The 16,181-nt window shown below is 56.7% G+C and carries 1 protein-coding gene (only partly in view); it reads left to right on the top strand.

Translation table 11 applies throughout. The features are described from left to right. A protein-coding gene (locus V7K48_RS30665) for an SDR family NAD(P)-dependent oxidoreductase (protein ID WP_335078421.1) crosses the window boundary here: on the top strand, nt 1–16,181 show its 3' portion. The gene continues 11,020 nt to the left of window position 1, outside the view; 16,181 of the gene's 27,201 nt are visible here — the last part of the coding sequence; its start codon lies off the left edge, out of view; its stop codon occupies nt 16,179–16,181.

Genomic DNA, 16,181 nt, shown 5'->3' with positions numbered 1-16,181 from the left:
GGCAGGCAAGAACCGATCCAAAGGGTGAACCCGTGATCGCTAGCAGCGAAGATCACGTCCGTCAGGTAATGGCGGCGCGGCTGAATGCTGATCCGGTTCGCTTGCAACCGACCCTCCCGTTTTCTGAGTTCGGGATTGATTCCATCGTTGCCGTGGAACTTGCCAAGGCCCTGAACGCGGAACTGGATATCGCCCTGCGGTCTACGGATCTGTTCAACTATCCGACCATTCGGCAACTGGCGGCTCATATCGACACGACGTTTCCGACGCGGCATCAGCCCGGCACCGCAGCACCAGAGACAGCAGCTCCCCAACCGGCCCCTGCACCTGTCCGCCAAATTGCCATTATCGGCATGTCGGGGCGCTTTCCTGGGGCCAACAATCTGGCTGAGTTTTGGGACTTGATTGAGCAAGCGCAACCCGCTATCAGTGAAATTCCTCCGGAGCGATGGGACTGGCGCAGGTTCTATGACCCTGATCGCCTTGCGCCCAACAAAACACCTAGCCGTCATGGGGGTTTCTTGCACGGCATCGGTGAATTTGATCCGTCGCTCTTCCAAATTTCGCCCCGTGAAGCGGAACTGATGGATCCCCAGCAGCGGCTTTTTCTGATGGAAACCTGGGCAGCGCTGGAAGATGCAGGCTACTCGGATACGCGCCTTGATGGCAGTCGTACGGGGGTGTTTGTGGGAGCATCCAGCGGTGATTATTCGCAAATTCTGATGGATTCGGGACTGCCTGCCGATGGCTTCATGTTCACAGGGAATGCAGGAGCAATGCTGCCAGCGCGGGTGGCCTACATGTTCAATTTGAAAGGGCCAACCCTCGCGATCGATTCCGCCTGCTCCTCGTCGCTGATTGCCGTCCATCTGGCCTGCGAAAACATTGAACGTGGTCATTGTGATCTGGCGATCGCCGGGGGAGTCAGTGTTCTCGCCACGCCACGCTTGCATTTATTACTCGGTAAAGTTGGGATGTTGTCGCCCAGTGGAGCGTGCCGACCGTTTGATGACAGTGCGGATGGGATTGTGCTGAGTGAAGGTGTCGGTGTGGTCATCCTCAAGCCTCTGGAGCAGGCACTGGCGGATGGCGATCGCATTCACGCTGTCATTCGTGGATCGGGTACCAACCAGGACGGCAAGACCAGTAGCCTCACCGCGCCGAGTGGTCCCGCGCAGACCGAACTGATTCGGGAGGTGTACCAACGATTTGGCTTGGATCCGAAGGCGATCGGCTATGTCGAAACCCACGGTACGGGCACCCCCCTCGGCGATCCGATTGAGATTCATGCGTTGTGCGATGCCTTTAAGGATGCCCAACTCGCTTCCGCATCCCTGCCGATTGGGTCTGTGAAGGGACTGATTGGTCACACGCTGACGGCAGCTGGGGTGGCTTCCTTGCTGAAAGTGGTGTTGGTCTTGAAACATCAGCGCCTCCCGGCTGCTGTATTGCCAACGGGGTTGAATCGGCGCATCGAGTTTGGTGACGCGCCGTTTTGCGTTGATACCCACAGCCGCGACTGGCTCAAGACACCGAGACAGGCAGCGATTAGTTCGTTTGGAGCCAACGGATCTAACTGTCACCTGGTTGTGGAGGCTGCCCCGACGATGCCCCTGCGACCATCACCAGAATTGCCGGGGTATCTCTGCGTGATTTCGGCTCAAACCCAGCGCCAATTGATGCAACGGGCTGAGGATTTGCTCCATTGGTTGACCGATGAGGCAACCCTTTGGGCACTGGCGGATATTGCACTCACGCTCAATACCAAACGCAGTCATTTAGAATTCCGGGCGGCCTTTGTGGCAATGGACAAGCCGCATCTGGTGGATCTGCTTTGCCGTTTCCTTAGCACGGGTACCGGGACAGAATTTTTTGTCACTTGTGACCAACCTGTGATCCATGAGTGCCCCAGTGTCACTGCTCCCCTGTTTGCCTCCCTGTCGCAGTCCTCCCATGATGCTGCGGCGTATCGCCGAGCGCTGTTGCCGATTGCCGCCGCCTTTGCTAGCGGGGAGCTAACGGATCTGTCGCGCCTGCATCCCCACGGTGGACAACTGGTTGAGATACCGCTCTATCCCTTTGATCGCACGACCTACTGGGTGCGATCAATCAAGCCTGAGCATGACTTTTCCGACTGCAATGTTTCTAACAGTGACCTTCCCAACCATAACCTTCCCAATCGTGACCCAGCCTTTTGGATGCAGCAGCATACGGTACAGGGAGATTCCGTGTTGCCTGGAGCCGCCATCCTGCAATACATGGTGGACGCAATCATGGTATCCAGCGACCCTGTAGTCGGTTTGGGCAATATCGGTTGGCTGCGTCAGGTCAAACAGGGTGATGATCTCTGTCCAGAAATCCATAGGAATGACCAAACTCATACCATTGAAATGCGATCGCAGCGGCACGGACAACCGATCTACGCCGTGGCCGAAATTCGATTCACCCCTGCTGAGCCGCCGTCCCCCCGTCCCCACCGCCTCGATCGTGCCGCAATCTCAACCCGCTGCCAGAGGGTGATCCAGTCGGATGAGTTCTATGCCCGCATTGATGCCCGCGATGTCCACCATGGGTCACTCTTCCGTACCGTTCAATACCTGTGGACAAGCCCATCAGAAGCACTGGGACTGGTCAGAGTGCCGCCGACAGAAGAACCGTGGGTCGGGCGGTTGCCGTTACATCCGTCGATCCTGGATGGGGCGTTTCAGTGTGTCATGGGACTGCTAGCCGATCGAGGCACGGAACTGCCTGCCCTGTTACCCGCGTCGATCCGGGAACTGGCAATCCTGAAGCCCCTGACCCCGGAATGCTTCGTTTATGTGCAACGGGCGGTGGAGGCGATCAGTGAGTACTCCTTTGATCTACGTATCACCGATCCGACAGGCGAAGAGTTGATCCGCATCGACACGTTCACCCTCCGTCCAGCGCGACTTGGAGGGGACGAGACTCCGGTGATCGCGATGCCAACGCTTGATGCGGTGCTGTGTTACCGTCCCGTCTGGAAGGAAACGCCCTGGACTGCCCCTAGTTCAGCCTCCAGCCTAGATCATCAGGGGCCGATGCTGATCATTTATCAAGCCAGTGAGCAGGACTTCGCGGACGCATTGATCCGGCAGCACCTCCAAGCCACCGTGTTTCGGGTCAATCCGGCTGAGGCGTTCCGGGTTGTGGCAGAACGACACTGGGAAATTGGAGCGCAGGCGTATGACATTGAGCGAATTTGTCGAGACCTGCCACCCCTGCAAACAGTCTATTTCCTGGTCTCCGGCAATCCCACGGCTCCTGCCACTCTGGCGGAACTGGACAAAATCCAGGATCAGGGCGTGGTGACGTTGTTTCATTGGGTGCAAGTGCTGGATCGAGCAAGGCTGTGGTGCGATCGCGCCCGGTTAAGGGTGATCACGCAAGCAGTGCAGCGGGTCGGCACAGGGGGAGACAATCCGTGGACTGCCGCGCTAATCGGCTTTACCAAAGCCCTATCCCGAGAATTCCCTGGACTTGCGGTCACTTGCTTGGATATTGACCAACTCCCTGGATCAGATCTGTCGGCGATCGCTGAGCGGATCGTCTCAGAATCCGAGGCTGCACCAGGGTTGGAGATTGCCTTCCGGGGTTCCCGCCGCCTTGTGCGAACCATCCAACCGATGGATTTACCGAATGAAACCCCCAATCACAGCTCCAATCGTGATCCCTGGCCGATCCGGGTCGGTGGCTGTTATCTAATCGTTGGCGGACTGAGTGGGATCGGCTTTGAGGCCGCCAAGGTCTTAGCAGAGACTCCAGCTGTCAAGTTAGTGATCACGGGTCGCCGTCCGTTGGATGCTGAGCGGTCATCTCGCCTGAAGCAGTTACAGCAAATCGCGTTCGTGATCTACCGTCCCGTGGATGTCGCCGATCAGGAGGCAATGACAGCCCTCCTTGCCGAAATCCGGCAGACGGTCGGGCGACTCAATGGAGTCATTCATTCAGCCATAGTTCTGCGTGATGCCAGCATTCGCACCATGACGGAAACGGCGCTGCGAGAGGCACTGGCACCCAAGATTGCGGGGAGTTGGTTGCTTGAACGACTCACCCGGACTGAGCCGTTGGACTTTATGACGTTCTTTTCCTCTGCCAATGCACTCATGGGCAATGCGGGTCAGAGCAACTACGCGGCTGGCTGCACGTTCCAAGATGCGTTTGCCCTGTCGCTACCAGATGTACCATGGGTTCAGGTGATCAACTGGGGGTATTGGCATGAAACGGGCATCGTCGCTACGGAGGACTATAGCAAGCGGATTCAGAAACAAGGGATTCTTGGCATCAGCACGGCAGAGGGAGTCGAGACTTGGCGGCGCTTGCTGAGGCTGGGGGTGCGGCAAAGTGTGCCCGTGCGGTTGGGGGGTGAGGTATTGCGCTCTCTTGATCACAGTGGTTGGCGAACCGAACGCAGCCCAACAGAAGCCGTGTCGGCGATTGCAGCAGCTTCCCAATCCCTGACTCAGTTTGTCACGCAGACCCCCATTGACCAACGAGCGATCGCGGCATTTGAGGACTTTGAAGCGTATGCACAGATGCGGCTGCTTCAAACAGTCCAACAGTTAGGGGTATTGTGCGATCGACAGGAGCGGTGGACGGGGCGATCGCTGATGACCAAATTGCGGGTTCACAGCCGTTACGAGCGTTTGTTTAACGCCTTGCTTAAGATGCTGTTCCGGGCTAGGTTCATTCAGGAACATCCCAATGGTGCCCTCCACGGTGAGGTGACGATTGCAGTTGCCGAACTGCCGCCTGAACTGCGACACCGGATGGCAGGGTTGGCGGCAGAGGCAAAGCGGCTCCGGACAACCTATCCCGGCATTGCCCCCCATTTAGAGTTATTAGAAAAATGTCTGGCTCAGTATGGGGAAATTCTGACGGGTGCCTGTGATCCGTTGAGCATCCTATTTCCCGGCGGATCCTCGGCAGTCGTGGAGGGCATCTACCGGGGCAATGCCCTAATGGACTACTACAACTCTCTGATTGCAGAAGCAGTTGGAGCGGCAGTTGAGGCGATGTTGACCCAGGCTCCAACGGTGATCGTGCGGATCATCGAGATCGGTGCAGGCACGGGAGGAACCAGCGCGGCTGTACTTAACCGATTGGATCGATTGGTCGAGTTGGTTCAGTATACGTACACTGACGTATCCCCCACTCTGGTACGTCAAGCCGAGCGTGAATTTGGCGCATTGCATCCCTTCTGCGAATTCCGTGTTCTCGATATTGCCCAAGACATTGCCTCTCAAGGCTTTCAACCAGGCTCCTATGATCTAGTGCTGGCGGCGAATGTGCTACACGCGACCACCAGTGTGATGGATTCTCTGCGCCAGACCAAGCGACTGTTGCAGCGTAACGGATTGCTAGTGCTGAGTGAAGGCACCCGTGTCCAGGATTTTGCCACCCTGACCTTTGGACTAACAGACGGTTGGTGGTTGTTTGAGGATGCTGATCTTCGTTTACCCTCTACGCCGTTGTTGGGTGTGAACCAATGGCGATCGCTGTTCCGGCTGATCGGGTTCCGCTGTTTCAGTGCCGCGAGTCCGGCGTTACCCAGTCAGGGACAAGCGATCCAGTCCGTCATCCTAGGTGAGAGCGACGGATGGATAGAAGTGCCCGCAGACCTAACGCAAGACACTAGCTCGGCGACCGCTGTGACACCTTCTGTAGCAACCTATATGGCAACTGCTGAGCCATCTGTTGCATCTCTTGAGGGTAGCCTCATCAACTATCTGCGTCGGGTGTTTGCGTCGGTGTTGCGGCTAGATGGCAAGACGTTATCGCGCAAAGCCACGTTTGAGAAGTATGGTGTGGATTCGCTGGTGACGTTGGAGATTATTCGTGCTCTGGAGAAAGATTTCGGGACATTGCCCCAAACGCTGTTGTTCCAATGTCCGTCCCTAGATGCGCTTGGCAAGTGGCTGGAGGAGCATAAAGCAAAGTCCGTTCGCACTGTGATCCACACACGTGTTTCGACCTTGGATGTGCCGCCGCTCCAACCGGAAACTCCTGTGCTGCCTGTGCCGCGATCGCACCGAGAAACGGACTCTGCCCCAATCGCCATTGTGGGCATGGCAGGACACTATCCGGGTGGGGCAGGGTTGACCGAATTTTGGCAAAACCTGATCGAAGGGCGCGATTGCATCACGGACATTCCTGCTGATCGCCGGGCGCAGTGGAGCTACTCCAATGTTGCTGGTCAGCCGGGAGATCGCACAACTACAACCACGACCACAAGAGCGGGTTGGCTGCACCAAGTAGACTGTTTTGATCCTCGCTTTTTTGGAATTTCACCGAATGAAGCAGCTGGCATGGATCCCCAGGAGCGGTTGTTCCTGGAGGTGGCATGGGCGGGGATCGAAAATGCGGGGTTAACGCCAGACACCCTGGTGCGGGTACCAAAGCAAGCGGGTCGCCGGGAAGTGGGGGTATTTGTGGGGGTGATGTATGGCGAATATCAGATTCTCGCCGCCGAGGAAGCGCTGAATGGACAGGTTGTGATGGCGGGATCCTCCGCCTCGTCGATCGCGAATCGCTTCTCGTATTTCTGTGATTTTCGCGGTCCCAGTGTGGCAGTTGATACGGCTTGCTCATCGTCACTGGCGGCAATTCATTTAGCGGTGCAAAGTCTGCGGCGGGATGAATGTCGGGCGGCGATCGCGGGGGGCGTGAACTTAATCTTGCATCCCCGTCATCTCATAGCACTGAGCCAAATGCAGATGTTGGCTGGCGATGGCGTGTGTCGTCCCTTCGGGGCGGGTGCGTCCGGACTGGTTCCTGGTGAAGGAGTCGGCAGCGTGGTACTGAAACCCTTGGCAGATGCAGAACGGGATGGCGATCGCATTATCGGGGTTATCCGTGGCTCGGCAATGAACAGCGGTGGCAAGGTTTCTGGCTACACCGTGCCTAATCCCGTGGCGCAAACCGAAGTGATCCTTGAAGCCATGCGCGATGCCGGGGTCGAACCAGCAGCCATTTCCTACATTGAAGCTCATGGCACCGGAACGGAATTGGGCGATCCGATTGAGATTGCTGCCTTGAGGAACGCGCTGGGTGAGAGTGCGTTACCGTACTGTGCGATCGGGTCAGTCAAATCGAACATCGGTCATCTGGAATCGGCGGCTGGCATCGCGGGGCTAACTAAAGTGCTGTTACAAATGAAACATCGCCGTCTGGCGCCCACCCTGCATGCAGATACCCTGAATCCCCGGAGCAATTTCCTCAACTGTCCGGTGTTTGTGCAGAATCAGGCGGCAGATTGGCAACCTACTGGGGACGCACCGTTATTGGCAGGGGTTAGTTCCTTTGGGGCTGGCGGGGTGAATGTGCATCTGATTGTGGAGGACTACCCGGCGCAATCCGACCATCAGCGCCCCAGCACAACAGTGATCACCAAACCCTATGTTGTCCTCGTGTCGGCGATCGACCAGGCTCAACTGCATACTCTAGTTAGCCAACTGCTGCCCGTGTTGGATGTCCTGGCACCGGACGATTTCGAGGATTTTGTATTTACGCTCCAGAGTGGGCGGGTGGCACTTCCATTCCGGCTGGCGGTGTTAGCAACCCACAGCGCAGAACTGCGGCATCAGTGGCACTGCGTCTTGGCAGGAACCCCTGGGCATGGGGCGATCATGGGGCGATCCGCACACGATGAGGATAGCGTGATTGAGCAATGGGAGGGTGATCCGCTGGAACTGGCGGCACGCTGGGTCAACGGTGCTGATGTGAATTGGCTCTCATTCTGGCAGGGGCAGATACCGCGTCGGCTCGAATTACCGGGCTATCCGTTTGAGCGGCGATCGTGTTGGTTCCCCCGCGATCTCCGTCCGGTTCCCCAGACTGAGACCCCGATCCACCTGTTTACCCCGGAATGGGTGCCCGTTGTCAAGACTCCCCGATCGCCAGCACCACTGGGCACTGTCCTTTGGATTGAGATGACTGCCGATTATGGCTCTGACCCTGTGGCATTCTTAAACTGGGACAGGCGGAATCTTGCAAGCCGTACCATTGTTGCAAAACCAGGACTTGAGTTTGAGCCACTGACCACCGAGCAGTACCGGATCAATCTGGTGCGTGAACAGGATTATGCCATCTTGCTGGCACACCTGAAGGCTCAGGGACAGGTTCCGACGCATGTGATCTTGCGATCACCCCAGCGGATTGGATTGGGCGGGGACGACGCGGCAGACGCGGTGCGAAGTTCACTCAACGACAGCTTGCATCCGCTTTTCTGCTTGTGTCGTGCCCTATTGCGTTTCGCCCCGGCTGAACCTGTGCAGTTGCTCTATGTCGGTGGTACAGGAGATGAACAGCCATTCACAGAGGCTGCAGCAGCGATGTTGTCCGCTGTGTCACAGGAGAGTACCCGCATTCGACCTGCGGCCCTAGCGATCGCCGATTCCGTCAGTCATGATCCCGTCGCCATTCTAGAGGCGGCTGCTACCATCTGGGCACAACACGGGACTTTCGCCTTCCGACTAGATGAGCGAGGGCTGACGGCACACGACCTTTGCCCAGTTGCTTTGGGGCAATTGGCGGTCAGACCAATCTGGCAAGCCCAAGGCTGTTACATCATCACCGGGGGGCTAGGGGCGATCGGCAAAACCCTAGCGGAGAGTGCCGTCAAATCGGGATCTGTAGCGTTAGTGTTGGCAGGGCGATCACCCCTGGATGCCGAAAAAACAAGTATTCTAGAAACGTGGCGCGCTGGCGGCACAACTGTGACGTATGTGGTGGCGGATGTTGGTGAACTGGCGAGTGTCCGCTCGGTGGTCGATGCTGCCCGGAGTACGAGATTGCCACTGCGGGGCATCATCCATGCCGCTGGGGTAGTCGATGACTCTCTCCTTAGTCGCAAAGATTGGCACGCCTATAATCGCGTGTTGCGCCCCAAACTGCACGGAGTCACCTACCTTGATCGCCTGACCCAGAATGACCCCCTCGATTTCTTCCTCTGTCTTTCCTCTCTGAGTGCGATCCTGGGAACACCGGGACAATCGGATTACGCCGCTGCGAATGCCTTCCTGGATGGATTTATGCGCTGGCGGGAGAATCTGCGCCGATCGCACCTGAGACGTGGAGTCAGTCGGGCGATCAATCTCCCCTTTTGGCAAGGCGGCGGCATGACGCTGAGTCAGGATTCTCAAAACTGGATGGAACGGGTTGGCGGACTACAACCTTTGACCGCTGATGCAGGGTTACATTTAATCCAATGGACACTGTCGCAGCGTGAACCCCAAATCGCCATTGTGCCGGGAGACTCAGAGAAATTCATCACGCTGTTCAAACACACATCCGGTACTCCATCTGGCATTACACCGGATATAACATCGAACATCACGTCTGTCACTACATCGGGTACTGTCACCAAGGGCGATCTCCGTCTAGCGAATGACTCAATGACCAGTGGCTCGATTCTAATTCCGATCATTTCAGAGTTGCTAGGCTTGCGTCCTGCAGAAATCGATCCCCAGTCCCGACTGGGTGAATTAGGCTTCGATTCGTTGCAACTGGCGAGGCTGGGCGAGGCACTCCAGCAAAAACTCCCCAGACTGGTTCTTGATCCGGCAGTCTTTTTCGAGAATCCCACTGTGGCGTCCCTGGCGGCATTGCTGAGCGAGACTAGCTTAGACTGTGCCGCCCCCAACCAGACCAATTTAGACCGAACAGGTGCAAATCAAACCGCTTCAAACTGGACTAAAACTCAGGCTGCGATCACGATTGCGCCCCCCGACTCGCTACCGAGACCTGGGCACGAACCGATCGCCGTGATTGGCATGGCTGGCCGTTTTCCAGGGGCACGCAACACGGACGAGTTCTGGGATCTGCTTGTATCGGGAGCCAATGGTATTACAGAAATTCCGCGATCTCGTTGGAATGCCGAGCAATACACCGGAAAATCCGTGTGCAAGTGGGGTGGCTTTCTAGAAGATGTGGATAAATTTGATCCCTTGTTCTTCCGCATTTCGCCCCGTGAGGCTGCCACGATGGATCCGCAGGAACGGCTTTTCCTAGAAACCGTCTGGCACACGCTGGAGAATGCTGGATATACCCCTGCTCGTCTTCGCACCCGTGCTGATGGACAGTCGCGTCGCGTCGGTGTATTTGCCGGAATTACCTGGGGCAGCTATCAACTCCTCTCTGCCGAAGAATGGGCGAAAGGCAATATGGTGTTGGCTGCGTCGTCCTACTGGTCGGTTGCCAACCGTGTTTCCTGGTTCCTGGATTGTACTGGACCAAGCATGGCGGTTGATACCGCTTGCTCCTCTTCTCTAGCGGCGATTCATCTGGCAGTGCAGTCGCTACGGCGGGGAGAATGTGAAGTCGTGATCGCGGGTGGGGTCAATCTGCTGCTCCATCCCTCCAAGTATGTGGCGCTCAGCGGACTGGGGTTCCTGTCGCCCGATGGTCACTGCCGCAGTTTTGGGCGAGGAGCCAATGGTTTTGTTCCCGGAGAAGGCGTGGGAGCGTTGCTCCTGAAACCGTTGTCCCTGGCTGAAGCGGATGGAGATCGGATTGATGCCGTGATTCTGGGCAGTGCCATGAACCAAGATGGCTTAACAACGAGCTACACCGTGCCCAATCCCGATGCCCAGTCCGAACTAATCAGTCTCGCGCTCCAGGATGCGGCAGTTGAAGCCCACACTATTAGTTATCTCGAAGCACATGGCACCGGAACCGAAATCGGCGATCCGCTAGAATTACGGGGGTTGGAGAAGGCGTTCCGTCGCCAAACTGATCACACCCACTTCTGTGCCCTCGGTTCGGTGAAATCCAATATTGGACATTTGGAAGCGGCGGCAGGGGTGGCAAGTGCGATTAAAGTGATTCTCCAGATGCGCCACGGTACTTTGGTTCCGTCTCTGTATTGCGACGACCCCAATCCAGTCCTTGACTTCACCCAGAGTCCGTTTGTGCTTCAGGCGCAACGGCAACAGTGGCAGTGGCAGCAGCGAGCGGGAATTAGCTCGTTCGGCGCAGGTGGCACTAATGTTCATCTCATTCTGGAAGCCTATAACCCGCCAGTCGGAGTCGTGGACACAGGCACGCAGCTTCACAAATACCACAAGTATCGCCCAGCCCAACCGGAAATTCTCCAAATCTCTGCCCGCACACCAGCAGCATTGCGGCGGATCGCAACCAACTTGGCGGCATATCTGGAAACACGCTGTACCCATGAAACGTTGGCGGATATTGCGTTTACCCTGCGACGGGGACGACTGGACATGGAACATCGGGCGGCGATCACGGCTCATTCTGTGGCGGAAGCGGCTCAAAAGCTTCGTCGTTGGCTCGCTGATGCCCCAGCAGACCGATTTTTAGCCGAGCTCCCGGAACCCGCAAAATCCTGGGTTTTAGGGCAACTTACCACTTGGATCGCGTCTGTAGATGATGGGTCTTGTCGTCTGGTCGCCTTGCCAGGATACGCCTTTGAACGGGAGCGACATTGGATTCAAACCACAGCATCTGCTCAAGTCGCCAGCCCCCAGCCAGGTAGCCCCCAGATCCTGTGTCCCATTTGGTGTCCCGTGCCAGGGTCGGCTGGCACGGATACCTTTGATCTGTTGCTCTTTGCCCCAGATTTAGAAATGGCGCAGCAATGCCAACGGGATCTGGCTCCGCGACGGGTGACGGTTGTGTTGCCAGGGACTTCGCGGTTTGAAGTCTTGGACTTTTGCACCTTCCGCATTGACCCCGATGAGGCAGACCACTATGAACGACTGCTGGCTGAGTGTCCCGATGTGAAGGGGATTCTGCACGGTTGGGACTTAGGGGTGATTGCCGATTCTGCTACAGGTTACGGACCAATCCGCCGCATGTTCTGGCTGGTTCAGTCCTTGCTGAAGCGCCAACTCGGTCAGATGGACATTCATTACTTCTTTAATGGTGGAGAGGCAGACCTTGCAGAGCGTGACGCAGTGGGTGGGTTCCGCCGCTCCATCACCGCCGCCTGTGCCAATCTGCGCCTCAGAACGATTCGGTTCGAGTCTGATCGCGCCGATTGGTCATCTATTGTGAAGGCGGAAGCGCAAGCTCACTGGTTAGACACGGATATTTTCTACCAGGGGGGCATACGAATGATCCGAGACTATACGCCCCTGGCGGAAACCGCCTTGACCTTGCCTAAGCAGACTGAGCGGGGGGTGTATCTAATCACGGGTGCAACCGGGTCGCTAGGCTCCAAGATTGCCTTGCATTTGGCGCAGACCTGCCATGCCCGGATTATCATGACTGGGAGATCATCCCTCTCAGGCGCAGTCCAAACGGCGATCGCTGCAATCCGAAGGGTCGGCGGAGATGCGGCATATTTTCAGGTAGACATCACCGCTGAAACAGAGATGCGATCGGTGCTGGCACAAGCTGAAGCCCTGTTTGGTCGGGTTCAAGGGGTGATTCACTGCGCGGGTGTTCAAGGGCAGGAACCCCTGGGCAATCTGACCTGGCGCGATTTTGAAACTGTGTTGCGATCTAAGTTAGAAGGCACCCGCATTCTGCACAGGCTGCTCGATTTCAAGACATTGGATTTCGCCGTCCTCTTCTCGTCCCTTGCGGCGCTAGCTGGCGATCTTGGCAGTTGCAACTATGCCTGTGCCAATCGGTACTTGGATGCATTTGCTGAAGCCACAGGTTGTCTTTCGATCAATTGGCCGCTCTGGGCAGATGGAGGCATGACGCTCGATATCGAGGCGCGTGATCTGTACCTGGCGACGACTGGACTGCGATTGTTGACAACGGAAGATGGGCTGCACACATTCGATCTCATTCTTCAGCACGGCACTCCTCGAACGGTTGTCTTAGCGGCGGACGATGTGGCAATTCAGCGGTTACTGCACCCGGATACCAGCCCCAATCCCTCACCCAATCATGCAGTCGTTGCCCCTGCTGCCATACCTGATTCGGTTGTGGCTCCGGTAGAGGTGGCGGGGTCGGTAGAAGAAGGATTGAAACATCTGGCGGCGGCAGTGCTGATGATCGTGCCGGACAGACTCAATATCCAGACGGGATTCAGCGAATATGGCTTTGACTCGATTCTGCTGAAAGAGTTTGCCGCCAGAATTACCCAGCAGTATCACGTTGACGTCAGCCCATCGATCTTTTTCCGATTCAGCACCATTGCCACTCTCGCAGACTACCTCAAAACTGCTGGAGTACAGGAAACTCCACTCATGGAACCTCTTTTGATGGAACCTCATGCCGTGGAGCCTCATCCTGTAGAACCGCCGCGCCCTGTAGATGATATGGCTGTGGATGTCCAGGATGTTGCCATTGTCGGAATCAGCGGGATGTTCCCCGGTTCCGCCGATTTGCAGACATTCTGGCACAATCTCGCAGAGGGTCGGGATCTGATTTCAGAAACACCGGCGGAACGGTGGGATTGGCAGCAGTGCGCCCAGGAACTTGTAGGCACGGGGCGGGAATCAGCGGCGCGGTGGGGGGGCTTTATGCCGCAGGTGGCTGAATTTGACCCGCTATTCTTCGGCATCTCCCCTAAAGAAGCTGAGCAAATGGATCCGCAACATCGGTTGTTCCTACAAAATACCTGGCACGCGATCGAGAATGCCGGAATTCGTCCGTCGTCGCTGGCAGGCTCTCGAACGGCGGTTTTTGTTGGTGTGCAGATGAATGAGTATGTGGAGCGGTTTGGGTCAACGGCTGGGTCTCAAGTCGCCACTGGTAACGCCCATGTGATGATTGCTAATCGTGTGTCTTACCTGCTCGATCTACATGGTCCCAGTGAGGTGATTCATACCGCATGTTCCAGTTCCCTTGTAGCAGTGCATCGGGCAGTGCAGTCCATTCGTTTCGGTGAGGTGGAGTCTGCGATCGCGGGTGGGGTTCACCTGCTGCTATCCGCAGATGCCGTTCTGATGGCGGCACGGATGGGGGTCTTGTCCCCGACTGGACGCTGCCGCACCTTTGATCAGCACGCCGATGGCTACGTCAAAGGCGAAGGGGTGGGGGTTGTGTTCCTCAAGTCTGCTCGTCAAGCCCGTGCAGATGGAGATGTGATCCACGCCATCATTCGGGGGACAGGGGTGAACCACGGTGGCCATGCGATGTCGCTCACCGCCCCAAATGCAGCGGCACAGGCAAAGCTGATTGCGACTGTCTACGAACAAGCGGGGATTGATCCTGACTCCGTCACCTACATCGAAACGCATGGTACCGGGACTCCCCTCGGTGATCCGGTGGAAGTGGATGCTTTAATCGAAGCCTTTGAGCGACTCCGCCATCGTTCCGGTCAGGGGACTGCCTCGGTGCCAGTCTGCTGGTTGGGAGCCGTCAAGACCAATATCGGGCACCTCGAACCCGCATCAGGAATTGCCGGATTGCTGAAGGTGATTCTTGCTATGCAGCATGAGATGATCCCAGCCACCTTGCATCAGGACACAATTAATCCCTTGTTGCGCCTCGATCGCAGTCGTTTTCGCATTGCTCCAGTCACGCAGGCTTGGGAACCATTTATTGATGCATCAGGCATCCCAGTCTTCCGTGCCGGGGTCAGCAGCTTTGGCTTTGGTGGAACGAACTGTCACATTCTGCTGGAGCGTCCCAGAGGGCAGCATCGACCCAACGAAACTCCATCCCAGAATGTTCCGGAGATCATTCCACTGTCAGCCAAAACCCCGCAGGCGTTGCAAGATGCGGCTCAGGGGCTAGTTGAGGCATTGCGGACGTGGGACAAGGATTACCCGTTATGCAATATCGCCCACACCTTACAGACGGGGCGGGATACCTTTGCGGAACGAGTGGCATTCGTCGCCTGTGATTGCGAGAGCCTGTTGGTGCAGATTCAGGCTTGGCTCAACGGCTCTTTGGCAGTTTTGGGAGACAGTCCCACTGAACAAGCAGCTCGGCAATGGATGGTGAGTGGAGAACCTAGCTGGGATAACGAACCGGGACACGGGACAAAGGTGTCTTTACCGGGCTATCCGTTCGCACGCACCAAGCATTGGGTGCCAATTCAGTCACACGCCGGTTCACGGCAAAGAGGCGTGCTGTCCCCTGTCCCGGATGGAATGCAGATTACTAAAGAGATACAGCCTACTGATCCGGTCGAGTGTCTGCGATCTTTGATTAGCAAAACACTGGGCATCGCCGCCGCCGATCTGACTGACCAGACTGAATTGAACAGCTTAGGGGTTGATTCGCTTGTCCAGGCAGAACTGCGCCAATCGCTAGAGAAACTGTTGGCTGTATCGTTACCGGCAGATGTTTTCCTGCGCTACTCAACGATTGAGCAACTGGCTGCCAACCTGCCACTGAATCGGACACACCAACCGTTGCCCCAGAGACATGGGCGATCGCCCATGTCTTTCCACGAAAACGGACGACAAGCGCCGTCATTCTGGATTCACGGTGCTCCTGGCGATACCAATTGGCTGTTGTCACTGAGCCAGTCGCTGGGTTCGGATTTCCCCTTGTTCGGCATCGAAGCGGTTGAATCTGCTGCTCAGACTGGTGTTGAGGAATTGGCCGCAGAGTACCTCGCGATCATGCGCCAAACCCAACCAACCCCACCCTATCGTATCGGGGCTTACTCCTTTGGCGGGGCGATCGCCGTTGAGATGTGTCGTGTCTTGGAACAACAGGGCAAGTCTGTCCAGGAACTCATCCTGCTCGATAGCTATGCGCCGGGATCGGCGGATTTACAATATCTCAAGAAAAACCCAACCCTGTCTGATCCCGCATTCGCCTCGTTACTGATCGGGAACCTGCTGATCCGCCGCTGGAAGGCACCGCGCCTGCTCGGACTCGGCGATTTCCAAGGAGTACCCCCCGCTGATCATGCTGAAGTGATTGCACACCGGGTCGGTCAATACTCGCAGCTGAATCGGGAAAAACTGATCCGCTCGATTGACAAAGCCACCCAACTGGCCGCACGGCATGACGATTTTCTCAACCGCTATCACCCCCAACCCTTTGCCTGCCAAGCCAGAGTAACGCTCTTCCGGGCGGCCTTTGGGTTCACCGCCAACGGTAATGCATTAGCCCTGCCACCCATTTCAGCCCCCGTTGGAGACTCGCCAGAGGTATGGTGCACTCTGCTAGGCACTGATCTTGTCACTCGCGAGTTTCCCTGTGACCATTTCGGATTGCTATCAGGGGCTAACGCCACTGCTGTTGCCGATGCACTCCGCGAAATTCTGAGTCACCCTGGTTGA

The organism is Nostoc sp. (assembly GCF_036919615.1).
Classification (GTDB): Bacteria; Cyanobacteriota; Cyanobacteriia; order Cyanobacteriales; family Nostocaceae; genus Nostoc.
Note: the sequence above shows the minus strand (reverse complement) of the source record. Positions and strands in the feature narration are given on the sequence as shown.